The following is a 21,349-nucleotide window of genomic DNA, read 5'->3' on the forward strand; positions in this document are numbered from 1 at the left end:
CTCCGACGGTCCGGGCCGCGTCGAACGATTTTCGGTGCCCGGCGGGCCGGTGGGGCACCGGCGCCGTCCCGGGGGCCGTGGGGTTCGCCGAGAGGGTCCCCGCGGTGGTTCGCCGAGAGGGTCCGGTCTCAGGGGCCGATGTTCTTCAGTGCCTCGCGCACGGACAGCGGGGCGAGCCGCGACCGTTCCGCGGCCACGAAGTCCCTCACGGCGTCCGGGTCGGTCTTGGCGTACTCGCGCAGACACCATCCGATGGCCTTGCGGACGAAGAAGTCCGGGTGCCCCGACTGCCGGACGCAGTAGGCGAAGAGGCGCCCGGTGTCGGTGGCCTCCTTGTAGCGGAGCTGATGGAGGAGCGCGGTGCGGGCGACCCACAGGTCGTCGTCCTCGATCCAGGCGTCCATGTCGGCGCGCAGGCGTGGATCCGCGGCCACCAGGCCTCCCACCACGTGCGCGGCGAGCAGATCGACGGTGTCCCACCAGGAGACGGTGGAGACGAGGTGCCGGGCCACCGGCAGGAAGCCCGACGACAGCCGCGTCACGTGGCGGCGCAGATAGTCGACGGCGAAGTACTGGTACTCGCGTTCCGGCAGCCGCCAGCAGCGCAGGGCGAGCGCGGCGCAGTCCCGCTCGCCGGGCCGCGCGGTGTCCCGGAGCACGGTGCGGGACAGGGCACGGCGCTCGGGGGTCGTCAGCCCGAGGAAGGGCGCGATGTCCTTCATGTACGCGCGCATCGACGCGGCCCGCCCGGGGTCGGCGGCCGCCGGGTAGACGGTCGTGAGCCGGTCCAGGAGGAGGTCCGCGAGGACGCTGTCCGGCACCTCGGACCGCGCACCCGCCGTTCCCGAAGCTGTGACGCCCATGGGACGAACCATACGGCGATCACACACACGCGTCGGATAATCTCGCCGGATGCTCGATGCCACCCTCCGCTCTGGGGGCACCGCCACGGCCACTCCCCAGGCCGTCGCCAAGCAGCTCACCGTCTCCGCCGACCCGGCCGTCGGCCCGGAGACCTCCGTCGCCGCGCCCGTGGTCCCTGCGGTCGTACGCACGGGCCCGGCCGCGCGTCTGGTGAGAGCACTGCTCTCGCCGTGGGCGCGGCTCGCGCTGCTGGTCGTACTGCTCGCGGCGGCCGCGTCGAGCGTGCTCCTCTTCGACCCGCAGCGACTGCTCGCCGACGGCTGGCCGCCCCAGCTCGGCGGCGCCGCCGCGGCCGCGGTGTTCGCCCTGGCCTACGCGCTGTGCACGGTCGCCTTCGTTCCCCGGCCGCTGCTCAATCTGGCGGCCGGGGCCGTGTTCGGGTCCCAGCTCGGGCTGGGAACGGCGCTGGTGGGCACGGTCCTCGGCGCGGGAGCGGCCTTCGGACTCGGCCGGATCCTCGGGCAGGACGCGCTGCGGCCGTTGCTGCGGGCCCGCTGGCTGAAGGCGGCGGACGGTCAGCTCAGCCGGCACGGGTTCCGCTCCATGATGGTGGCGCGGCTGTTTCCCGGGGTGCCGTTCTGGGCCGCGAACTACTGCGCCGCCGTCTCCCGCATGGGCTGGCTGCCCTTCCTGGTCGCGACGGCCCTCGGCTCCGTCCCGAACACGGCCGCGTACGCCGTCGCCGGCGCCCGCGCGTCGTCGCCGACCTCCCCCGCGTTCCTGATCGCGATGGCCCTGATCACCGTCCCCGCCCTGGCCGGAACGGTGGTGGCCTGGCGCAAGCGCCACCACCTGCGGGGCCACTGACACCCGTACGGCACCGGTACGCGGGAACGGCCGCCGCTACGGGCGCACGGACTCCAGGATCATCGCGTTCGCCAGTCCGCCCGCCTCGCACATGGTCTGGAGCGCGTACCGGGCGCCCCTGACCCGCATCGCGTGGACGAGGGTCGTGGTCAGGCGGGTGCCGCTGGCGCCGAGCGGGTGGCCGATCGCGATGGCGCCGCCGTGCACGTTGACCCTGGACAGGTCCGCCCCCGTCTCCTGCTGCCAGGCGAGCACGACGGACGCGAAGGCCTCGTTCACCTCGAAGAGGTCGATGTCGCCGAGGCCGAGGCCGGCCCTGCGCAGCACCTTCTCGGTGGCCGGAACGACCCCGGTGAGCATCAGCAGCGGATCGGAACCGGTGACGGCGAAGCTGTGCAGCCGGGCGAGCGGCCGCAGGCCCAGGCGGGCGGCGTTCTCGCCGGACGTGATGAGCACGGCCGAGGCCCCGTCGTTGACCGGGCTCGCGTTCCCGGCCGTCACGGACCAGTCGATCTGCGGGAAGCGCTCGGCGAAGGCCGGGTCGTAGTAGGCGGGCTTCAGGCCGGCGAGGGTCTCGGGGGTGCTGCCGGGCCTGATGCTCTCGTCCCGGGTGAGGCCTTCGAGGGGCGCGACCTCGGCGCCGAAGAGACCGCCGTCCCAGGCCTGTGCCGCCTTGCGGTGCGAGGCGATCGCGAAGGCGTCCATCCGTTCGCGGGTGATGCCCCACTTGGCGGCGATGAGCTCGGCGCTGATGCCCTGCGGCACCAGACCCTCCGGGTAGCGCTCCGCGACCCCCGGTCCGAAGGGGTCCGCGCCGGCCGGCACGTTGGACCACATCGGCACACGGCTCATCGATTCCACACCGCAGGCCACGACCATGTCGTACGCCCCGGACATGACGCCCTGGGCGGCGAAGTGCACCGCCTGCTGCGACGAGCCGCACTGGCGGTCGACCGTCGTCGCGGGGACCGTCTCGGGGAATCCGGCCGAGAGCAGGGCGTACCGGGTGGTGTTCATGGCCTGCTCGCCGACCTGGTCGACGGTGCCCCCGATGACGTCGTCGACGAGCGCCGGGTCGACACCGGAGCGCTCGACGAGGGTACGGAGGGTGTGTGCCAGGAGTTCCACGGGGTGGACGTGGGCGAGCGAACCGTTCGCCCTGCCCTTGCCCACGGGCGTGCGTACGGCTTCGACGATCACGGCGTCACGCATGGCATGCCTCTCAGATCCGTGAGTGAGTTGGATTTCCAAACCCACTAAGTGACCCAAGAGTAACCTAGTGAGTTGGAACATCCAACCCACCTTCGTAGACTGGCGGCATGAAGGACCCCCGCCCCTGCTCGATCGCCGCGACGCTCGCCCTCGTCGGCGAGAAGTACTCCCTGCTCGTCCTGCGCGAGGTGTCGCTCGGCGCCACCCGCTTCGACCAGCTGGCACGCAACACCGGCGCCCCCCGGGACGTCCTGACGACCAGGCTCAAGCGGCTCGTCGAGGCCGGACTGCTGGAGAAGGCGGAGTACAGCGACCGTCCCAAGCGCTACGAGTACCGGCCGACACGGGCGGGCCTCGAACTGGAGTCGGTCCTGCTGATGCTGATGTCCTGGGGGGACCGGCACCTCCAGGAGGACGGTTTCCGGCCCATGGTGCTGGAGCACGCATGCGGCCACGAACTGGTCCCCCAGGTCGTCTGCCGGGAATGCGGCGAGCGGGTCGAGCACACGTCGGTGACACCCCACCCGCAGGCCCCGGGCTGGACGGTGACGGGCCCCGTCACCCCGTAGCTCCGCGTTCCAGGGCCCCCGGCCGGGCCGCCGCCCACGGAGGTTAGGCTTCCCTCAGCGCCCGTGATCGCCGCACTCCCGCGATCACGCGTGCCCATCTCCCTTTCCGCGATCAGCACTTGGACCAGGTACCTGCATGTCTTGGATTCAATCCCTCGTCCTCGGGCTCGTCCAAGGGCTGACCGAATTCCTCCCCGTGTCCTCCAGCGCGCATCTGCGCCTGACCGCGGCCTTCGCGGGCTGGGACGATCCCGGTGCGGCGTTCACCGCGATCACGCAACTCGGCACGGAGGCGGCCGTGTTGATCTATTTCCGCAAGGACGTGGGAAGGATCCTGTCGGCCTGGTTCCGCTCGCTCACGAACAAGGCGATGCGCCGCGACCACGACGCACAGCTGGGATGGCTGGTGATCGTCGGCTCGATCCCGATCGGCGTGCTCGGCGTCACGCTCAAGGACCAGATCGAGGGACCGTTCCGCGATCTGCGGGTCACCGCCACCATGTTGATCGTGATGGGCGTCGTCATAGGCGTCGCCGACCGGCTCGCGGCACGCGACGAGACGGGCGGCAGGCACCGCGCGCCCAAGCAGCGCAAGGCACTTGAGGACCTGAACACCAAGGACGGCCTGCTGTACGGCATTTGCCAGGCGATGGCCCTTGTCCCCGGCGTCTCGCGGTCGGGCGCGACCATCAGCGGCGGTCTGTTCATGGGCTACACCCGCGCGGCGGCGGCCCGCTACTCCTTCCTCCTCGCCATGCCGGCCGTGCTGGCCTCCGGTACCTTCGAGCTCAAGGACGCGGCCGAAGAGGGCCACGTCTCCTGGGGACCGACCTTCTTCGCGACGGTCATCGCCTTCGCGGTCGGCTACGCCGTCATCTCATGGTTCATGAAGTTCATCTCCCACAAGAGCTTCATGCCGTTCGTCTGGTACCGCATCGCCCTGGGACTCGTCATCCTCGGCCTGGTGGGCGCCGACGCCCTCAGCCCGCACGCGGCCGAGTCGTCGGGCTGAGCGGGCCGCCGACCAGGCGTTCCGTGAGCGATAGGCCGTCTGGCCGAACGCTTCTGCGGACCGGCTTGCGACGATTTAGCGTGGCCTCTCCGACTGGAGGTGGAGCATGCCGAAAGATCCCGCGCTGGGCAGGTTGGGCACCGAAGCGCGCAGTGTGAAGTTCCCGGACGGCAGCCGCGGGGTCATCCTCGTGAGCGCCGGTATCCCTCAGGACGAGGCGGAGGCGCTCGCGGCGCGGGTCTGGGCCGAACGCTCCGAGACGGGCGGCCCGATCGGCTGACGCCGGGAGAGCCGCCGCAGGGCTCACGGGGCACCCCGGGCGGTCGGTCCGGTGCATCGTGACGCAGCACATACGACTTGCGTAGCCGCCCGGTAGCGCAGTGTCAGTCCTTGCGCCTAGGCTGGTCCGCATGTCCCCCGATGCCACCCCGCCTGGTTCCGTGCGGTCTGCCGCCGCGTTGAACGAACAGATCCGCGCCCTGTGGACGCGGACGGGCGGCTCCCTGTCCGCGCAGGAGCGGGCGGAGTACGAGCTGTTGATCGTGAAGTGGGCCGAGGCGATACGCGGCGAGATCATCGAAGCGGCGTAGCGCCCCCGCGGACCGATGCCCGCCCGACGCCGCCCGTTGCCGTGCCGAACCCTTCCCGACACCGAATATCCCCGCCCGGCCCCTTGGCGTGGCGGGCGGAGTGACCAACACTGAGCCGATGACGCAGCGTGTGGAGCTCGCGACCGTACTCGACCGGTTCTCCGTGGACGAGATCGTCACCGCGTACGCGGTGGCTGTGGACGACGGCGACTGGGGCGCGTACCGGGCGCTGTTCGCGCCGAAGGGCCGTGCCGACTACCGCTCGGCCGGCGGCATCGAGGGCGACGCCGCCGAGGTCGCCGCATGGCTCACGCGAAGCCTGGACCTGTTCGCGATGCGCCAGCACCTGATCGTGAACCGGCGGGTCCGGTTCGGTGTCCTGGACCAGGACACCGGTGACACGGCCGAGGTCCGCGCGGACTACATCAATCCGATGCGGTTCACGGGACAGGACGGCGACTCGACCGCCCCCGACCTCGTGTGCGGCGGCCGCTACTCCTTCGGTCTGGTCCGCACCGAGGACGGCTGGCGGCTGCGCCAGGTCGTCGTCGAGGAGAAGTGGCGCCGGCTGCCCCAGCCCCGCCACTCCCCCGCGAACCCCTGAGCCACGGCCGCCCGCCTCTCCACCGCGTCGACTCCCCAGCGGCCCCCTGAGCCGCCGCCGTACCCCTGCGCGCCCGGGGGCACCGCCCGCTCCGCGCGCCCCTCGCCGGTCACCACGCCCCCTGTCGTAGATCGCCGCCTACGCGCACACTGGAGACACCACGGGGCAGGGAGGCGGAAGATGAAAAGGCCCGACCGTGCGTTCGGCCCATGGCTGGTCTCCCCCTGGCGGCGCGGACTCGTCGCCGCCCTGGCGGGCGCGCTGCCGATGCTGGCGTTCCCCGCCCCGTCCTGGTGGTGGTTCGCGTACGTGGCCCTGGTGCCCTGGATGCTCCTGGCCCGCTCGGCCCCCACGGGCCGACGAGCCGCGTACGACGGCTGGCTCGGCGGGTTCGGGTTCCTGCTGGCCGTGCACCACTGGCTGCTGCCGAGCCTGCATGTCTTCCTGGTGGTCATAGCGGCGCTGCTCGGCGCCCTGTGGGCCCCCTGGGGCTGGCTCGTTCGCCGGTTCCTGGCCGGCGTGCCCTCACCCGGCCGGATCGGCGCCGCGCTCCTCGTCCTGCCGTCGGGCTGGCTGATGGTGGAACTCGTCCGGTCCTGGCAGGGCCTGGGCGGCCCCTGGGGTCTGCTCGGATCGAGCCAGTGGCAGGTGGAACCGGCGCTGCGGCTGGCCTCGGTCGGCGGGGTGTGGCTGCTCAGCTTCCTGGTGGTCGCGGTCAACGTCGCCGTCACCGTGCTCGTCTCGGTGCGTCAGTCCCGTATGCCCGCCGTGGCCGGACTGGTCGCGACGGCCGCCGCGACCTCGGCCGCCTGGGTGTGGTCGCCGCGCCCCGAGGTCGACGGCAGGGTGCGGATCGCGGTCGTCCAGCCCGGTGTCGTGGACGGGAGTGCCAGCGGCGACAAGCGCTTCGCGCGCGAGGAGACGCTGACCCGCGAGCTCGTGGGCAAGGGCGCCGACCTGGTCGTCTGGGGCGAGAGCAGCATCGGCTTCGACCTGGCCGACCGGCCCGATCTGGCCCGCCGCGTCGCCACGCTGTCCCGCGAGGTCGGCGCCGACATCCTGGTGAACGTCGACGCGCGGCGGTCCGACCGGCCCGGAATCTACAAGAGCTCGGTCCTGGTGGGACCACACGGCCCGACCGGCGACCGCTACGACAAGATGCGGCTGGTCCCGTTCGGCGAGTACGTGCCCGCGCGCTCGCTGCTCGGCTGGGCCACCTCCGTCGGCAAGGCCGCGGGCGAGGACCGCAGGCGGGGCACCGAACAGGTGGTGATGGACGTGGGGCACGGACTGCGCATCGGCCCCATGATCTGTTTCGAGACGGCGTTCCCCGACATGAGCCGCCATCTGGCCCAGGACGGCGCCGACGTGCTGGTGGCCCAGTCCTCCACCTCGACGTTCCAGCACAGCTGGGCGCCGGAGCAGCACGCCTCGCTCGCCGCGCTGCGCTCCGCCGAGACCGGCCGCTCCATGGTGCACGCGACGCTCACCGGCGTCTCCGCCGTCTACGGCCCGGACGGCGGGCGCATCGGCTCCTGGCTCGGCACGGACGCGAGCAGCGCGGTGGTCTACGACGTGCCGCTGGCCCGGGGGATCACTCCCTACGTCCGGTTCGGCGACTGGCCCGTGCACGGCGCACTGCTGGTGATGGCGGCGCTGTGTGTGAGCGAGGGAACGCGCGCGTTCAGAGTGCGGCGGACCGCTCCTGAACGGCTTGCACCACGCGTTCGCACACCTCGTGAGTCGCCAGCGCGTCCCGGGCGCTGAGCAGCTTCCCCGACCGCACGGCGTCGAGGAACGCCAGAGCCGCCTGTTCGATGCCGCGCTGTCTGGCCACCGGCACCCAGTCGCCGCGCCGGCGCACGGTCGGCTGGCCCTTGTGGTCGATCACCTCGGCGAGGTTGACGACCTGCCGCTTGGTGTCCTGGCCCGAGACCTCCAGGATCTCCTCGCTGGAGCCGCTGAGCCGGTTCATCACACCGAGGGCCGTGAACCCGTCCCCGGCGAGCTGGAGGACGACGTGGTGCAGCAGCCCGTCCTCGGTCCTGGCCCGCACGGTGACGTCGTCGACGGGACCCGGCACCAGGAAGCGCAGGGTGTCGACGACATGGATGAAGTCGTCGAGAACCATGGTGCGGGGTTCCTCGGGCAGTCCCGTGCGGTTCTTCTGCATCAGGATCAGCTCACGGGGGTGCTCGGCGCACTGCGCGTACGCGGGTGCGTGGCGCCGGTTGAATCCGACCGCGAGGCTGACCTCGCGTTCCTCGGCGAGCCGTACCAGCTGCTCCGACTCGCGCAGTTCGTACGCGAGCGGCTTGTCGACATAGGTCGGTACGCCGGCCTCCAGCAGCCGGGTGACGATCTCCGGGTGGACGACGGTGGGCGCGTGCACGAAGGCCGCGTCCAGGTCCTGGGCCAGCAGGTCGTCCAGCTCGGTGTGGCGCCGGTCCCGCGGCAGGTGAAGGGTGTCGGCGACCCGGTCGAGGGTGGCGGGGGTCCGCGTCTGAAGATGCAGTTCGACCTCGGGCTGCACGCCGAGCACCGGCAGATACGCCTTCTGCGCGATGTCGCCGAGTCCGATGCAGCCGACCTTCACAGGGGTCTCCTTCAGTCGCCGACGCGGGTTCCGTCGGAAGCATACGGCCGCCGCGACCGCCGTACGCGGGCAGCCCTCGCCCGGGTGGCGGCGGGCCGGTGCGCGCGGGACGCGTGCGCGGGCAGGGTGTCAGCGTGCCGACGTCCGTGCCCGCCGGAGGAGCGGAAGGATCACCCGTGCGGGGCATCCTGTGCTTCTCGGCTCCCTGGACGCGGCCCCGAACCAGCAGAGTTGCGCGGGTGTACCGAACGACGACGACCGCAACGCTTCTGGTCGCCGTGGCAGTCACCGCCCTCTCCGGCTGTGTGACCGTCCAGCGGCCGCCCGCCCCCGGCTCTCCCACCGCCCCCTCGGGGCACACCGTGCCGCATCCGGACAGCAAGGGGGGACCCCGGATCGAGCAGGCACCGCCGCGGGAGGCGCTGGAGCGGGTCGGCGCCTCGCGAAAACCCTCACCGGACCCGCCGGCCCGGCACCGGGCGACTCCCCCGCCGCGCGCGGTGGCACCTCCGGCCCCTGCGCGCGAGGCCCGTCCGGCCCCGCGCCCCGAGCCGCGGCACCACCGGCGCCGCACCGCCGTACCGCCGGGCGCCCCGTCCGTGCCGAAGCATCCGGACCTGTGCGCGCTCGGCAGGAAGTACGGGGGCTGGAAGGCGAACAGCCCCGAGGCGGTCCTGTGCGCGAGGACGTACGGGCGCTGACGGGCGCGGCGGTGCTCAGGGCCGCTGTCTCGGCGGCCCCAGCGTCTCGCCCCCCGGTCCCTCGAAGCGGTCGGAGCCGCCGGTGTCCGCCGGGGTGACGTCGTCGCTGAGCCTCAGCTCCAGACGGCCGATCGCCGCGCGGACGCCGTCGCCGTACCGGTCGTCCGCGAGGGCGCCGGCCGCGCCGCGGGCCCGGCGCAGATGGGTGCGGGCGGCCTCGGAGCGGCCGAGTTTCGCGTAGTCGGCGGCGAGGTTCAGATGCAGCGAGGGGTAGAACGCGCGCACGGCGAGCGTGCGGTGGGGCTCGGTGACCCGGCCGTCGGTCAGTTCCTCGGCCGCGGACAGGGCCCTCAGGTCCCAGGCGAGCTCGTCGGCGGGGTCGTCCTGGGTGTCGGCCATGTAGTGCGCGAGGGTGCAGCGGTGCAGTGCGTCGCCGCCGTCGCCGATCTCTCCCCACAGGTTCAGGAAGCGGCCCCGGGCCTCCTCGCGGTCACCGGCGTGGTGCAGCATGACGGCCTGTCCGATCCGGGTCATCATGGCGTCCGGCGCCGCCTGCTCCTGTTGCTCCGCCACCGCGTCCTCCAGGCTCGTCACTGTCGCTGACGACGCTAACCGGAGCCGGTGGCAATCACGCTCAGGCGCCCCCGTACGCCGCTGGGCCAGGCCGGTGACGGACCTGCCCAGCGGCCGTGCCGTCAGCCGAGGTCGGGGACGCGCCAGTCGATCGGCTCATGGCCCTGGGCGGCCACGGCCGCGTTGATCTGCGTGAACGGGTGCGAGCCGAAGAACTTCTTGGCGGACAGCGGTGACGGGTGGGCGCCCTTCACCACCACGTGCCGCTCCTCGTCGATCAGCGGGAGCTTCTTCTGCGCGTAGTTGCCCCACAGGACGAAGACGGCCGGGTCGGGGCGGTCGGCGACCGCGCGGATGACCGCGTCGGTGAACTTCTCCCAGCCCTTGCCCTTGTGCGAGTTCGCCTCGCCGGCGCGGACGGTCAGCACCGCGTTGAGCAGCAGCACGCCCTGTTCGGCCCACGGCATGAGATAGCCGTTGTCCGGGATCGGGGTGCCCAGCTCCTCCTTCATCTCCTTGTAGATGTTCCGCAGCGACGGCGGGGTCTTGACCCCGGGACGGACCGAGAAGCACAGGCCGTGGCCCTGGCCCTCGCCGTGGTACGGGTCCTGGCCGAGGACGAGCACCTTCACCCGCTCGTACGGAGTGGCGTCGAGCGCGGCGAAGACCTCCTCCCGGGGAGGGTAGACGGGACCCCGCGCGCGCTCCTCCTCGACGAACTCGGTGAGTTCCTTGAAGTAGGGCTGCTCCAGTTCGTCACCCAGGACGCCGCGCCAGGACTCGGGCAGCATGGCGATATCGGTCACGTCAACTTCCTTCGATGTGCGATGACTTCCTCACCACAGAACCTACCGTCGCCCACTGACAATCGGTTCCGGGCCCGCGTCCCGGCCGCGGGACGGGTACGGTGTGCCCGCACGGGCGCCCGGCGGCCGTGGGCGCTACCAGCTGGTCTTGCGCTCCAGTTCCCACATCATCATGATCGTCGAGGGGTCCAGGGTGCGCTCCCCGCCCGAGATCTCCCCGTTGGCGGCGACGTACTGCCTGCCCTGCCACAGGGGCAGCAGCCGGGCGTCGTCGACGAGGATCCGCTGGGCCTCCTCGAACTCCTTGGCCACCGCCCCTCGATCGCGCACGGCACGTGAGCGCGGCAGCAGGTCGTCGGTGATCCGCGGGGCGGGATAGGGCGTGCCGAGGGCGTTGCGCTCTCCGACGAACGGGGCGATGAAGTTCTCGGCGTCGGGGAAGTCGGGGAACCAGCCGCGGCCGAACACCGGGTACTCGCCGTTGCGGTAGCCCGCTTCGTACGTCTTCCAGGGGCGGCTCCTGAGGGTGACAGTGAACAGTCCGGAGCCGTCGAGCTGGCGCTTGAGCTCACGGAACTCGGGAGCGGTCTCGGAGCCGTAGCGGTCGGTCGTGTACCAGAGGGTGAGCGGGACGCGCCGGTCGATGCCCGCGTCGCGCAGGATCTTGCGGGCCCTGTCCGGGTTCGGGGCCCCGTAGGTGTCGAAGTAGCCGGTGGTGTGCCCGGCGAGGCCGGCGGGGACCATCGAGTACAGCGGGTCGACGGTGTCGCGGTACACGCGGTGCGCGATGGCGGGCCGGTCGACGATCTGGGCGATCGCGTGCCGGACGGCGGGCTTCCCGGCCCACGGGTCCTCGGGGTTGAACACCAGATAGCTGATCTCGGTGCCGGTGCCGTCGATGAGCTGGATGTCCTTGCGGGCGTCCTGGGCCTGGAGGGCGACGACGTCCGAGGCGGCGAGGCCGCGGTAGGTGACGTCGATCTTCTTGGCCCTCAGGGCTCCGACCAGCTGGGCCGAGTCCTGGAAGTAGCGGATCGTCACCGCGCTGTTCCGGCGCTCGGCGAGGCCGTCGTAGCGGTCGTTCCCGACGAGTTCGGCCTTCTTGTCCGGGGTGTAGGCGCCCAGCCGGTAGGGCCCGGAGCCGAAGACCTTGCCGTCCTCGCGCAGGGCGTCGGCGGGGTAGTCGTCGGGGTCGACGATCGACATCGCGGGCGTGGCCAGGACCAGGGGAAACGTGGCGTCCGCCTTGTTGAGGCGGAAGACGACCTCGCGCGCGCCCACCGCCTGGACCCGGTCGAGGCTGCCGAGCAGACCGGCGGGGCCGCCGCGTACACCGATCTTCCTGATGCGGTCGATGGAGTACTTGACGGCCGACGCGTCGAGCGGGTGGCCGTCGGAGAACGTCATGTCCGGGCGCAGTACGCAACGGTAGACGCTGTTGGTTTCATCCGTGAACCCGCACTTCTGTGCGGCGTCGGGCCGGGGGGCGACCGAGCCGGTCGGATAGCTCAGCAGCGTCTGGTAGATGTTGCGGAACAGCTCCCACGATCCGTCCCAGGAACCCGCCGGGTCCAGGGTGCTGGGGGCGCTGGTGGTGCCCACGACGATCGGCCCCTCCTCGGCCGGTGATCCCTTGGTGAGCGTCCCGCACGCGGCCACCAGGGTTATGGACGTGATCGCCGCCAGCTGTCGCAGGTATCGCTTCCGGTTGAACACGCACACGCTCCTCGATCCGCCGTACCAAGGTCGGCCGACGATATCGCAGCGCCCTGCCGGGGGAACCGCGTTTCCCCGGCAGGGCACTTGATCAGCATGTATGTGACCGCGTTGTCGGAATGCTGTGAACGTGTCGACACCTGGGGCGCCGAACTCCGCGCCGCCCGGGGCGGATTGAGTGTTTGTCAACTTTCAACAAAAGACCGGCCGGACACCTCCCGCGCGCGGGGAGCGTCCGACCGGTCCTCGGGTCGTTCTACGGCTATTCGACTCCGGCGTTGAGGAACATCCCGCCGTCGACGACGAGCGTCTGGCCGGTGACCCAGTCCGACTGCTGCGAGGTGAGGAACGCGGCCGCCCCGCCGATGTCGGAGGGGACACCGAGCCGGCCGAGCGGGTAGGCGGCCGCGGCCTCCGCCTCGCGGCCCTCGTAGAGTGCGGCAGCAAACTTGGTCTTCACCACGGCGGGCGCGATGGCGTTGACCCGGACCTTGGGCGCGAACTCGTGCGCCAGCTGAACGGTCAGGTTGATCATCGCGGCCTTGCTGATGCCGTACGCGCCGATGAACGGCGAGGGCGCGAGGCCGGCCACCGAGGCGATGTTGACGATCGCGCCGCCGTTCTCGCCCTGCCAGGCCTTCCAGGTCTGCTGGGCGAAGCCGAGCGCGGAGACGACGTTGGTCTCGAAGACCTTGCGCGCCACGTTCAGGTCCAGCTCGGCGATCGGGCCGAACACCGGGTTCGTACCGGCGTTGTTGACCAGGAAGTCGACGCGACCGAAGGCCTCCATGGTGCGCTCCACGGCGACGGCCTGGTGGGCCTCGTCGTGGGCCTTGCCGGCCACCGCGATGACGCGGTCGGCGCCGAGCGTCTCGACGGCCTCCTTGAGGGCGTCCTCGTTGCGGCCCGTGATGCAGACCCGGTCGCCGCGGGCGATCAGGGCCTCCGCGACGCCGTAGCCGATGCCGCGGCTCGCGCCCGTGATGAGCGCTACCTTGCCCGAGAGTTCGGGGAGCGTGGTCATGTGCGTTTCCCCTGTGTCTAGTTGAGCGGTCCGCCGGCGACGTACAGCACCTGGCCGGAGACGAATCCGGCCGCGTCGCCGGTGAAGAAGGCGATGGAGTTGGCGATGTCGTCCGGGTTGCCGACGCGCTGCACGGGGATCTGGGTGGCGGCCGCGGCCTGGAAGTCGTCGAAGTCCATGCCGACGCGGGCGGCGGTGGCGGCGGTCATGTCGGTGACGATGAAGCCGGGCGCCACGGCGTTCGCGGTCACGCCGAACTTGCCGAGCTCGATGGCCAGGGTCTTGGTGAGGCCCTGGAGACCGGCCTTGGCGGTGGAGTAGTTGGCCTGGCCGCGGTTGCCGAGCGCCGACGAGGAGGACAGGTTGACGATGCGGCCGAACTTGGCCTCCACCATGTACTTCTGGACGGCCTTCGCCATCAGGAAGGCGCCGCGCAGGTGCACGTTCATGACGGTGTCCCAGTCGGACGCGCTCATCTTGAACAGCAGGTTGTCGCGCAGGACGCCCGCGTTGTTGACCAGGATGGTCGGCGCGCCGAGTTCCTCGGCGATCCGCGCGACGGCGGCCTCCACCTGGGCCTCGTCGGAGACGTCGCAGCCGACCGCGAGAGCCCTGCCGCCGGCGGCGGTGATCTTCTCGACGGTGTCCTTGCACGCGGCCTCGTCGAGGTCGATCACCGCGACGGCGCGGCCCTCCGCGGCCAGTCGTACGGCGGTCGCGGCGCCGATGCCGCGCGCGGCACCGGTGACTACGGCGACCCGCTGCTCAGTGGTGGACATTGCTGGTTCTCCTCGCCCTTGGAAAAGCCGGCCCAAGCCCGGCCAAGCTGTCTCGACACCCTTGCGGAGTCCTCGGGGTCCCGCAGGACCCGCGGCTCACGGTACGCCCGTCCGGTGAGCGACCGCTTAGTACCTTCAGCAGACGTGACGCTAGAAGCCCTGGCACCCGGTGTCAACGGCGCACCGCGCGCATGTGATCCATTACCTGACCAGGAGCTGGAGCAGACGCTCGGTCTCGGCCTCGGGATCGGCGGTCAGGCCCGTGTGCACGGGGCCCGGCTGCACCACCGTGGAACGCGGCGCGATGAGCCAGCGAAAACGCCGGCCGGCATCGTCATGAGCGGCCTGACCAGCGGCTTTCCCTCCGGCGCAGACACCCTCGACGGCGTGCAGCGCGGCCCGTACGCCCGCGACGTCGGCATCCGGGTCGAGCGCGAGCAGCTTGCCCTCGTCCAGATGGGTGCGGGCCGCGACGAAGGAGTGGGCCCGGCAGTACACCAGCACGCCCGCGTTGAAGCACTCGCCGCGCTCGATCCGCGGCACCACCCGCAGCAGCGCGTACTCGAAGACGTCCCGCCCGTTCACCTGTCCCCCTCGATGCCCGTGATCCGCTCGTGGATGACGGCGGCGCGTGCCAGCAGCGGCCGCGCGTAGGCGCGGCGCAGTTCGTCGACCGTCTCGAAGCCCGGTTCGTCCGCCAGCCAGGCCTCGGGGATCTGGGCCGTGACCTCGGCGAGCAGTTCCTCGGTGACCCGCGGGGCCAGTTCGGCGGCGGCCGGGGCGATGTCCGGCGCGAAGGGCGCGAGCGCGTGGTCGGAGATGTCGTACGGCTTGGCGGCGGATCTCTCGGCGCCCGGCCAGTGGTGGTGCCAGATCATCGTGGCGCCGTGGTCGATGAGCCACAGATCGCCGTGCCACATCAGGAGGTTGGGGTTGCGCCAGGAGCGGTCGACGTTGTTGACGAGGGCGTCGAACCAGACGATCCGGCCGGCCTCCTCGGGGCTCACCTCGAAGGCGAGGGGGTCGAAGCCGATGGCACGCGGGAGGAAGTCCATCCCGAGGTTCGGGCCGCCGCTGGACTTCAGCAGTTCCTGGACCTCCTGGTCGGGTTCGCCGAGCCCGAGGACCGGGTCGAGGCCGATCGTCACCAGTCCGGGCACCCGCAGGCCGAGCCGGCGGGCGAGTTCACCGCAGACGACCTCCGCGACGAGCGTCTTCCGCCCCTGTCCGGCGCCGGTGAACTTCATGACGTACGTCCCGAGGTCGTCGCCCTCGACGAGTCCCGGCAGCGAGCCGCCCTCGCGCAACGGCGTGATGTAGCGGGAGGCGTTCACTTCCTTGAGCATCGCCCCAGGTTACTGGGGTGGTGCCGGCCGGCGGACGCGCGACCCGGTGGGGCCGGCCGGAGCAGTCGCGGCTTTGCCGGGCCGGGGCGGACGGCGAGCGCGGGCGTCCGGCTGTCGGCGCGCTGTGGATCAGGTCAAGAAGTCGCCATTGCCTGAACGGCCCGCCCCGGCGGACCGTACCTCTGAGCAGATCCAGATCATGTCCGCTGAAGGGAAAGCCAGCATGACCAGCGAATCGCTTCACTCCGCACAGGCCCCTGCCCGGCGCACCGTCGTGGCGGCGGTCGGCGCGGCTGGACTCGCCGTCGCGCTGACCGCGTGCGGGGCGGACGACAAGGCCTCCAGTTCCGTCGGCTCCGACAACGGCGCCGCCGGGAACGCGGGCGGCACGGAGCTCGCCAAGACCAGCGACATCCCGGAGGGCGGCGGCAAGGTCTTCGCCGACCAGGGCGTCGTGGTGACCCAGCCGACGGCGGGCACCTTCAAGGCCTTCTCGTCCAAGTGCACCCACCAGGGCTGTGCGGTCAAGGGCATCGCGAACGGGGTCATCACCTGCCCCTGTCACGGCAGCGAGTTCTCCGCCACCGACGGCAGCGTGAAGAAGGGGCCCGCGACGACCGGACTGGCCGAGGCCGGCATCAAGGTCGACGGGACCTCCATCAAGCTCACCTGACACACGCCCGCGTCAGGGCCGCCGCTTCCCGAAGCAGGCCAGGACGTCGTCGGTGGTCGTGACGGTGGCGACCAGCGCGAGCGTGTTGCGGACCATGGCGGGGGTGTACTCGGAGGGCACCCCCGCGATGGCGTCCGCCGGAACGACGACGGTGTAGCCGCGGTTCACGGCGTCGAACACGGCGTTGGGAATCGCGATGTTGGCCGACACCCCGGTCACGACGAGGGTGCGGCAGCCCAGGTTGCGCAGCAGCGGGTCGACGTCGGTGCCCGAGATGGGCGACAGCCCGTGCAGCCGTCGTACGACGAAGTCCTCCTCCGCGACCTCGACGGGCGGCGCGACCCGCACGGCCGCCGTGCCGGTCAGCTGGCGCACGGGCAGTCGCCCGGCCGCACGGAACAGCCGGGCGTTGCGGTTGGCGCCACGGCCGTCCGGGCGGCGTTCGGCGACCGCGTGGATCACCTGCACCCCGCTCTCGTGCGCGGCCGCCACCAGCCGGCCGATCCGGGTGAGCGCCCCGGACGACCGCACCTCCTGGGCGAGTTCGGGCAGCGCGCTGTCCGGTCCGACGACTCCTTCCTGGCACTCCACAGTGAGCAGCACCGTGCCGACGGGGTCGAGGAGTTCGCTGAGTTGCTCGGACGACGGCATGGCTCTCCTTGACGTCGCGGGTCGGATCGCGGGTCGGGACGGCGGAGCGTAACGAGCATTGCGTGAAGGCGGAAGACGCCGCATCATTTCCTGACGGAACGTCAGAAAGCTTTACGGGCAAGCCCCGACGGACAGAGTCGGTACACCTAGGGAAGATCGGCGGGACATGGCCGATCCAAGTGATCAAGAGGGGACCGTATGACCGTCACCCAGCGCAGGGGCCGGAAGATCATGATGACTCCGGGGGAACTGGACGAGTTCCTCACCACCCAGCGCACCTGCCGTGTCGCCTCCGTGTCCAAGGACGGCGTCCCGCACGTGAGCGCCCTCTGGTTCACCTGGGACGGCACCTCGCTGTGGCTGTACTCGGTGGTGCGCAGCAAGCGCTGGGTGCAGCTGCGGAACGACCCCCGGGTCGCCGTGGTGATCGACTCCGGCGAGGAGTACGGGGAGCTGCGGGGCGTCGAGCTGTCCGGCACCGTGGAGTTCGTCGGCGAGTTCCCGCGCACCGGGGAACTGTGCGCCGAACTCGACGTCCCCGAGACCCTGTTCGCTCGCAAGAACTTCGGCCTGGAGGAGATGCCGCACGACGGCCGGCACGCGTGGATGCGGCTGACCCCCGACGCGATCGCCTCGTGGGACTTCCGCAAGCTCCCTCCGCTGTAGCCCGGGCGGCGCCCGGCCGCCGCTACTCCACGGCCGCACCGGCCCTGCGCAAGGCGTCCACCGCCGCTCTGATGGAGGGTCGGCGGTCGGCGTCGGCCCGCCACACGACGTAGACATGGCGGCGCACCCGCTGTCTGACCGGCACCGTGACGACTCCCTCGGGCATCGGGTGGCGTCCGAGGAGCGGGGCCACGCACACGCCGAGTCCCGCGGCGACGAGTCCGAGCTGGGTGTGGGTCTCCCCGGCGCGGTGCCCGACGCGGGGTTCGACGCCCTGGGAGCGCAGCGTGAACATCAGCCATTCGTGACAGAACTCGCCCTCGCCCCAGGTGATCCACTCGTCGTCGGCGAAGTCCCCGAGGTCCACCTCGCTCCGGCCCGCGAGCCGATGACCGGCCGGCAGCGCCACATCGGCCGGGTCGTCGAGGATCGAGGCCTTGACCAGTCCGTCGGGCAGCGGCATCGGCTTGTTGTACCAGTCGAGCACGACGGCGAGGTCCAGGTCCCCGCGCACCACCCCCGCGACCCCGGCCTCCGGTTCCAGCTCGCTGGAGCGCACCCGCAGCCCGGGGTGTTCGGCGCGCAGCTGCGCGAGCGCCGCCGGGAACAGCCCGCGCGCCGCGGTCGGGAACGCGGACAGCCTCAGCTCACCGGCGACCCGGCCGCGCTGCGCCTCCAGGTCGGACTGCGCGAGTTCGACCTGGGACAGGATGCGGGCCGCGTGCTCGGCGAGCAGCCGCCCGGCGTCGGTCAGACGCACGCCGCGGCCGTTCTTGGCGAGCAGTTGCTGTCCCACCTCGCGCTCCAGCTTCGACATCTGCTGGGAGACGGCGGAGGTGGTCACGTGCAGTCCCTCGGCCGCGCCGCTCACCGAGCCGTGCCGGGCGAGGGCGTCGAGCGTGCGCAGGCGCTCCAGATTCAACATGTAAGCAATGCTACGAGATATCGCGTGAATATTCTCGCTTGTGCTACGAGATCGTTCTGCCGCATTCTTGTGCCCATGAGCACCGTCGCCTCCTCCCGCGCCGTCACCCCGCCCGGCGTCGAACCCCACCGCCGCACCGCCCTCGACTGGCGGATCCGCTTCGGTGTCCTGGCGCTGATCTGGGGATTCAGCTTCCTGTTCATCAAGGTCGGCACGGAGGGCTTCGCGCCGTTCCAGGTCACCTTCGGCCGGCTGCTGTTCGGAAGCGCGGTGCTCGTGGCGGCGATGGCGGTGAAGCGGGAGCGGCTGCCGCGCGGGGCGCGGACGTGGGGGCATCTCGCGGTCGCGGCCTTCCTGCTGAACGCGCTGCCGTTCTCCCTGTTCGCCTACTCCGAGCTGACCATCCCCTCCACGCTCGCGGGCATCTGCAACGCCACCTCCCCGCTGTGGGGCATGGCCCTGTCCCTGGTCGCCCTCTCCGAGGACCGGCCGACCAGACGCAGGGTCGCCGGTCTCGGCATCGGCTTCCTGGGCGTCCTGACGGTGCTCGGCGTCTGGCAGGGCTTCCACGGCCTGGACGCCACGGGCACGGCGATGGCCCTGCTGGCGTCGCTGAGCTATCCGGTGGGCTGGATCTACGTCCGCAGGACCCTGGCGGGCACGGGCCACTCGCATCTGTCGATGACCGGCGCCCAGCTCCTCCTGGCCACCCTCCAGCTGGCGTTCGTGACCCCGCTGTTCACGACGCTCCCGAGCCATGTGGCCTGGGTGCCGCTGCTCGCGATCGCGGCGCTGGGCGCGCTCGGCACGGGGCTGGCCATGCTCGTCCAGTACGGCATCGTCGCCGAGGTCGGCCCGACGACGGCGCAGATGGTCACGTACTTCATCCCGGTCATCGCCACGACCGCCGGTGTCGCGATCCTCGGCGAGTCGCTGACCTGGTCGACGCCGGTCGGCGCGGTGATCGTGCTCGCGGGCGCGGCCCTCACCCAGGCGAAGCCCCGCCGCTGAGTCCCTCCGCCACCGGCGATCGGCCCGCCCTCACGGCTCAGTCGTGGCGGCGGGCCGGGGCCCGGCCCACGGCGGAGGCGACGGCGTCCGCCAGCCTCTCGGTGTCCTCGGGCCGAAGCGTCGAGACGGTGATCCGGATGCCGGGGGGCGAGTTCAGCCTGAAGCGGGCGCCGGGGGCGACCGCCCAGCCGCTGTGCAGCAGCCGGGACACGGCCCCGGTCTCGTCCGGGACGGGGATCCAGACGTTCATCCCGCTGCGTCCGCGCGCCTCGACACCGCGCGCCCGGAGCGCGTCGATCAGCTGGTCGCGGCGTGCCCCGTACGCGGCCGCGACCGCCTTCGCGTCCACCGCCCCCGAGGTCCACAGGTGCACCACGGCCTTCTGGAGCAGCCGGCTCACCCAGCCGGGGCCGACCCGCTGGCGCCCGCGCACCCGGTCGATGGTGACCGGGTCCCCGGTGAGCACGGCGAGCCGGAGGTCGGGCCCGTAGGCCTTGGCGACGGAACGCACGAACGCCCAGCTGTGCGTGACGCCGGCCAGCGGATGCAGGGGCAGGTCGACGATCCGGTGGCCGTGGTCGTCCTCGACGAGCAGGGTCCGCGGGTACGCGCGGAGCACCGAGCGCAGGGCACGCGCGCGGGCGGCGGTGACCGCGGCGCCGGTGGGGTTCTGCGCGCGGTCGGTGACGATCAGGGCCCGTGCCCCGGACTCCAGCGCCCGTCGTACGTCCTCGGGAAGCGGCCCCTCGTCGTCGACGGCGACCCCGGCCGTGCGCAGCCCCAGTGCCGGGAGGAGGTCGAAGACGCTGCCCCAGCCGGGGTCCTCGACGGCCACCGTGTCGCCGGGCCTGAGGTGGGCCATCAGGACGCGCTCGATCGCGTCCAGCGACCCGGACGTGACCACCACGGGCCCCTCGGGCACCTCGTCGGCGTCGAACGCGGCGCGCGCCAGGCGCTCCAGCTCCGGCTCCACGGCGTCCTGCCCGTACTGCACGGGATGCCGGTCCGACTGCCGGGTCGCGGCCGCGAAGGCCTCGGCGAGCGGCGGCAGCAGGGCGGGATCGGGATTGCCCTCGCCCAGGTCCCGCACGCCCTCGGGTGCCTCGACGCGCAGGAGTTCACGCCCCGTGGTGGCCGGCTTCGGGCGCACCCGGCTGCCCCGGCGGCCGGCGGTCTCGATCACCCCCCGCTCGCGCAGGGTGCGGTACGCGGCCGCGACCGTGTTCGCGTTGACCCCGAGCCGCTCCGCCAACTCCCGCATGGGCGGCAGCAGTTGACCCGGCTCCAGTTCTCCGGCCCCGACCGCACGCTCGACATCGGCCGCGATGTCGGCTGCGCGACGCCCTTCGATCCGATACTCTCCTAGCACAAACGAGATTATGCACTAGTGCAATGGAGATGGCAATGTCGGAGACGAGCACCCAGCAGAGGACGACGGGGTCCGCCGCCTACACCCCGACCGACCGCACTGTCCCCACCCGCTCCAAGGAACGCGCCGCGTACGACCGGGAACTGGTGCACGCGATACTCGACGAGGGGTACGTCTGCCATCTCGGATTCGTCCGGGACAGCTCACCGGTCGTGCTGCCCACGCTGTACGCACGGGTCGGCGAGCGGCTCTACGTGCACGGATCGACGGGCTCCCGCCCGCTGCGGATGTCTGGCCAGGCCGACCCCGGGCTCGCCGTCTGTCTGACGGTGACCCACGTCGACGGACTGGTGCTGGCCCGCTCGGCCTTCCACCACTCGATCAACTACCGCTCCGTGGTGGTGCACGGCATCGCCCACCAGGTCACGGACCCCGAGGAGAGGCGCCTGGCGCTGGACGCGCTGGTCGACCACGTCGTCCCCGGCCGCTCGGCGGACTCCCGCCCGGCCAACGCCAAGGAACTCGCCGCCACGGCCGTGATCAGCCTGGATCTCGACGAGGTCTCCGCCAAGCTGCGCGGCGGCGGCCCCAACGACGAGCCCGAGGACCTCTCGCTCCCCCACTGGACCGGAGTGGTCCCGCTCACCAAGGGACACGGGACGCCCGTACCGGCGGACGACCTGGCGCCCGGCATCGACCTGCCCGGCTACCTCAAGGCCCTGTGAGCGACGGCGCCGCTCACAGGGCGTGCCGGGGCGACGGCCCCCGCGCACCCGGTTCCCTGGGACCCGGGTG

25 protein-coding genes are annotated in these 21,349 nt (G+C 71.8%); 12 read left to right on the plus strand and 13 right to left on the minus strand.

Annotation, left to right across the window (positions count from 1 at the left end; translation table 11 throughout):
- Positions 1–128: 128 nt before the first annotated feature.
- A complete protein-coding gene (locus ACFWI4_RS01355) occupies positions 129–863 on the minus strand; it encodes a DNA alkylation repair protein (protein ID WP_387189520.1) in 735 nt (244 codons plus the stop codon).
- Positions 864–912: 49 nt separating this feature from the next.
- Between ACFWI4_RS01355 and ACFWI4_RS01360 the strand changes: the two genes are divergently transcribed.
- Positions 913–1,731, plus strand: coding sequence for a TVP38/TMEM64 family protein (locus ACFWI4_RS01360; RefSeq protein WP_387189522.1), 819 nt, complete (start codon positions 913–915; stop codon positions 1,729–1,731).
- Between the two features lie 36 nt (positions 1,732–1,767).
- Here ACFWI4_RS01360 and ACFWI4_RS01365 read toward each other — a convergent pair whose 3' ends face one another.
- On the minus strand, positions 1,768–2,943 hold the full coding sequence (locus tag ACFWI4_RS01365) for a thiolase family protein (RefSeq protein WP_387189524.1): 1,176 nt from the start codon (positions 2,941–2,943) through the stop codon (positions 1,768–1,770).
- A gap of 107 nt (positions 2,944–3,050) precedes the next feature.
- On the opposite strand from ACFWI4_RS01365, the gene ACFWI4_RS01370 reads away from it, so the two are divergent.
- The 6 genes from ACFWI4_RS01370 to lnt all read left to right on the plus strand — a co-directional run bounded on the left by ACFWI4_RS01370 (position 3,051) and on the right by lnt (position 7,485).
- Entirely contained in the window at positions 3,051–3,512 is a 462-nt protein-coding gene (locus ACFWI4_RS01370; RefSeq protein ID WP_387189526.1) for a winged helix-turn-helix transcriptional regulator, read from the plus strand.
- Positions 3,513–3,648: 136 nt separating this feature from the next.
- On the plus strand, positions 3,649–4,524 hold the full coding sequence (locus ACFWI4_RS01375; RefSeq protein ID WP_387189529.1) for an undecaprenyl-diphosphate phosphatase: 876 nt from the start codon (positions 3,649–3,651) through the stop codon (positions 4,522–4,524).
- A gap of 106 nt (positions 4,525–4,630) precedes the next feature.
- The gene (locus ACFWI4_RS01380; RefSeq protein ID WP_385396182.1) at positions 4,631–4,804 is read left to right on the plus strand and encodes a hypothetical protein; all 174 of its coding nucleotides are present in this window, start codon (positions 4,631–4,633) and stop codon (positions 4,802–4,804) included.
- Between the two features lie 130 nt (positions 4,805–4,934).
- Positions 4,935–5,114, plus strand: coding sequence for a hypothetical protein (locus ACFWI4_RS01385; protein ID WP_103552016.1), 180 nt, complete (start codon positions 4,935–4,937; stop codon positions 5,112–5,114).
- Between the two features lie 118 nt (positions 5,115–5,232).
- Entirely contained in the window at positions 5,233–5,718 is a 486-nt protein-coding gene (locus ACFWI4_RS01390) for a nuclear transport factor 2 family protein (RefSeq protein WP_387189533.1), read from the plus strand.
- A 180-nt stretch (positions 5,719–5,898) separates the two neighbouring features.
- On the plus strand, positions 5,899–7,485 hold the full coding sequence (gene lnt, locus ACFWI4_RS01395) for an apolipoprotein N-acyltransferase (RefSeq protein ID WP_387189536.1): 1,587 nt from the start codon (positions 5,899–5,901) through the stop codon (positions 7,483–7,485).
- On the opposite strand, the gene ACFWI4_RS01400 is transcribed toward lnt, so the two are convergent.
- Complete coding sequence (locus ACFWI4_RS01400; RefSeq protein ID WP_387189538.1) at positions 7,403–8,314, minus strand: Gfo/Idh/MocA family protein; 912 nt, start codon at positions 8,312–8,314, stop codon at positions 7,403–7,405. The two genes, lnt and ACFWI4_RS01400, sit on opposite strands and share 83 nt — an antisense overlap.
- Positions 8,315–8,553: 239 nt before the next feature.
- Here ACFWI4_RS01400 and ACFWI4_RS01405 point away from each other — a divergent pair, with 239 nt between their 5' ends.
- Entirely contained in the window at positions 8,554–9,015 is a 462-nt protein-coding gene (locus ACFWI4_RS01405) for a hypothetical protein (protein ID WP_387189540.1), read from the plus strand.
- Positions 9,016–9,030: 15 nt separating this feature from the next.
- On the opposite strand, the gene ACFWI4_RS01410 is transcribed toward ACFWI4_RS01405, so the two are convergent.
- From ACFWI4_RS01410 to ACFWI4_RS01440, 7 genes are all read right to left on the minus strand, one after another.
- Positions 9,031–9,588, minus strand: coding sequence for a hypothetical protein (locus ACFWI4_RS01410; protein WP_387189542.1), 558 nt, complete (start codon positions 9,586–9,588; stop codon positions 9,031–9,033).
- Between the two features lie 122 nt (positions 9,589–9,710).
- Positions 9,711–10,394 carry a uracil-DNA glycosylase gene (locus ACFWI4_RS01415; protein ID WP_387189544.1) on the minus strand — a complete coding sequence of 228 codons (684 nt, stop codon included), beginning with the start codon at positions 10,392–10,394 and terminating at the stop codon, positions 9,711–9,713.
- A 135-nt stretch (positions 10,395–10,529) separates the two neighbouring features.
- Positions 10,530–12,110, minus strand: coding sequence for an ABC transporter substrate-binding protein (locus tag ACFWI4_RS01420; RefSeq protein ID WP_387189546.1), 1,581 nt, complete (start codon positions 12,108–12,110; stop codon positions 10,530–10,532).
- A gap of 262 nt (positions 12,111–12,372) precedes the next feature.
- The gene (locus ACFWI4_RS01425) at positions 12,373–13,134 is read right to left on the minus strand and encodes an SDR family oxidoreductase (RefSeq protein WP_365495146.1); all 762 of its coding nucleotides are present in this window, start codon (positions 13,132–13,134) and stop codon (positions 12,373–12,375) included.
- Between the two features lie 17 nt (positions 13,135–13,151).
- Complete coding sequence (fabG, locus tag ACFWI4_RS01430) at positions 13,152–13,913, minus strand: 3-oxoacyl-ACP reductase FabG (RefSeq protein WP_385396199.1); 762 nt, start codon at positions 13,911–13,913, stop codon at positions 13,152–13,154.
- Between the two features lie 201 nt (positions 13,914–14,114).
- A complete protein-coding gene (locus ACFWI4_RS01435; protein ID WP_387189549.1) occupies positions 14,115–14,498 on the minus strand; it encodes a DUF3037 domain-containing protein in 384 nt (127 codons plus the stop codon).
- The gene (locus ACFWI4_RS01440; RefSeq protein WP_387189551.1) at positions 14,495–15,259 is read right to left on the minus strand and encodes a HipA family kinase; all 765 of its coding nucleotides are present in this window, start codon (positions 15,257–15,259) and stop codon (positions 14,495–14,497) included. Before ACFWI4_RS01440 ends, ACFWI4_RS01435 begins: the two co-directional genes overlap by 4 nt.
- 223 nt (positions 15,260–15,482) lie before the next feature.
- Between ACFWI4_RS01440 and ACFWI4_RS01445 the strand changes: the two genes are divergently transcribed.
- Complete coding sequence (locus ACFWI4_RS01445) at positions 15,483–15,932, plus strand: Rieske (2Fe-2S) protein (protein WP_387189553.1); 450 nt, start codon at positions 15,483–15,485, stop codon at positions 15,930–15,932.
- A gap of 12 nt (positions 15,933–15,944) precedes the next feature.
- Here ACFWI4_RS01445 and ACFWI4_RS01450 read toward each other — a convergent pair whose 3' ends face one another.
- Complete coding sequence (locus ACFWI4_RS01450; protein ID WP_387189555.1) at positions 15,945–16,583, minus strand: cysteine hydrolase; 639 nt, start codon at positions 16,581–16,583, stop codon at positions 15,945–15,947.
- Positions 16,584–16,781: 198 nt separating this feature from the next.
- On the opposite strand from ACFWI4_RS01450, the gene ACFWI4_RS01455 reads away from it, so the two are divergent.
- A complete protein-coding gene (locus ACFWI4_RS01455) occupies positions 16,782–17,249 on the plus strand; it encodes a pyridoxamine 5'-phosphate oxidase family protein (RefSeq protein ID WP_385396209.1) in 468 nt (155 codons plus the stop codon).
- Positions 17,250–17,271: 22 nt separating this feature from the next.
- Here ACFWI4_RS01455 and ACFWI4_RS01460 read toward each other — a convergent pair whose 3' ends face one another.
- The gene (locus ACFWI4_RS01460) at positions 17,272–18,174 is read right to left on the minus strand and encodes a LysR family transcriptional regulator (protein ID WP_387189558.1); all 903 of its coding nucleotides are present in this window, start codon (positions 18,172–18,174) and stop codon (positions 17,272–17,274) included.
- 75 nt (positions 18,175–18,249) lie between these two features.
- Here ACFWI4_RS01460 and ACFWI4_RS01465 point away from each other — a divergent pair, with 75 nt between their 5' ends.
- Positions 18,250–19,185, plus strand: coding sequence for a DMT family transporter (locus tag ACFWI4_RS01465; protein ID WP_385396213.1), 936 nt, complete (start codon positions 18,250–18,252; stop codon positions 19,183–19,185).
- A 37-nt stretch (positions 19,186–19,222) separates the two neighbouring features.
- On the opposite strand, the gene ACFWI4_RS01470 is transcribed toward ACFWI4_RS01465, so the two are convergent.
- The gene (locus ACFWI4_RS01470) at positions 19,223–20,554 is read right to left on the minus strand and encodes an aminotransferase class I/II-fold pyridoxal phosphate-dependent enzyme (protein WP_387189563.1); all 1,332 of its coding nucleotides are present in this window, start codon (positions 20,552–20,554) and stop codon (positions 19,223–19,225) included.
- Between the two features lie 23 nt (positions 20,555–20,577).
- Between ACFWI4_RS01470 and ACFWI4_RS01475 the strand changes: the two genes are divergently transcribed.
- A complete protein-coding gene (locus ACFWI4_RS01475; protein WP_387189567.1) occupies positions 20,578–21,279 on the plus strand; it encodes a pyridoxamine 5'-phosphate oxidase family protein in 702 nt (233 codons plus the stop codon).
- Positions 21,280–21,349: the final 70 nt, after the last annotated feature.

The organism is Streptomyces sp. NPDC127038 (assembly GCF_042725875.1).
In the GTDB taxonomy this organism is placed as follows: Bacteria; Actinomycetota; Actinomycetes; order Streptomycetales; family Streptomycetaceae; genus Streptomyces.

Bases quoted from the DNA above. Each gene is read 5' to 3' on its own strand.
- fabG (WP_385396199.1), bottom strand. From the start codon at position 13,913: ATGTCCACCACTGAGCAGCGGGTCGCCGTAGTCACCGGTGCCGCGCGC.
- ACFWI4_RS01450 (WP_387189555.1), bottom strand. From the start codon at position 16,583: ATGCCGTCGTCCGAGCAACTCAGCGAACTCCTCGACCCCGTCGGCACG.
- ACFWI4_RS01380 (WP_385396182.1), top strand. From the start codon at position 4,631: ATGCCGAAAGATCCCGCGCTGGGCAGGTTGGGCACCGAAGCGCGCAGT.
- ACFWI4_RS01460 (WP_387189558.1), bottom strand. From the start codon at position 18,174: ATGTTGAATCTGGAGCGCCTGCGCACGCTCGACGCCCTCGCCCGGCAC.
- ACFWI4_RS01475 (WP_387189567.1), top strand. From the start codon at position 20,578: ATGGAGATGGCAATGTCGGAGACGAGCACCCAGCAGAGGACGACGGGG.
- ACFWI4_RS01425 (WP_365495146.1), bottom strand. From the start codon at position 13,134: ATGACCACGCTCCCCGAACTCTCGGGCAAGGTAGCGCTCATCACGGGC.
- ACFWI4_RS01360 (WP_387189522.1), top strand. From the start codon at position 913: ATGCTCGATGCCACCCTCCGCTCTGGGGGCACCGCCACGGCCACTCCC.
- lnt (WP_387189536.1), top strand. From the start codon at position 5,899: ATGAAAAGGCCCGACCGTGCGTTCGGCCCATGGCTGGTCTCCCCCTGG.
- ACFWI4_RS01445 (WP_387189553.1), top strand. From the start codon at position 15,483: ATGACCAGCGAATCGCTTCACTCCGCACAGGCCCCTGCCCGGCGCACC.
- ACFWI4_RS01375 (WP_387189529.1), top strand. From the start codon at position 3,649: ATGTCTTGGATTCAATCCCTCGTCCTCGGGCTCGTCCAAGGGCTGACC.
- ACFWI4_RS01370 (WP_387189526.1), top strand. From the start codon at position 3,051: ATGAAGGACCCCCGCCCCTGCTCGATCGCCGCGACGCTCGCCCTCGTC.
- ACFWI4_RS01390 (WP_387189533.1), top strand. From the start codon at position 5,233: ATGACGCAGCGTGTGGAGCTCGCGACCGTACTCGACCGGTTCTCCGTG.
- ACFWI4_RS01355 (WP_387189520.1), bottom strand. From the start codon at position 863: ATGGGCGTCACAGCTTCGGGAACGGCGGGTGCGCGGTCCGAGGTGCCG.
- ACFWI4_RS01440 (WP_387189551.1), bottom strand. From the start codon at position 15,259: ATGCTCAAGGAAGTGAACGCCTCCCGCTACATCACGCCGTTGCGCGAG.
- ACFWI4_RS01455 (WP_385396209.1), top strand. From the start codon at position 16,782: ATGACCGTCACCCAGCGCAGGGGCCGGAAGATCATGATGACTCCGGGG.
- ACFWI4_RS01385 (WP_103552016.1), top strand. From the start codon at position 4,935: ATGTCCCCCGATGCCACCCCGCCTGGTTCCGTGCGGTCTGCCGCCGCG.
- ACFWI4_RS01465 (WP_385396213.1), top strand. From the start codon at position 18,250: ATGAGCACCGTCGCCTCCTCCCGCGCCGTCACCCCGCCCGGCGTCGAA.
- ACFWI4_RS01365 (WP_387189524.1), bottom strand. From the start codon at position 2,943: ATGCGTGACGCCGTGATCGTCGAAGCCGTACGCACGCCCGTGGGCAAG.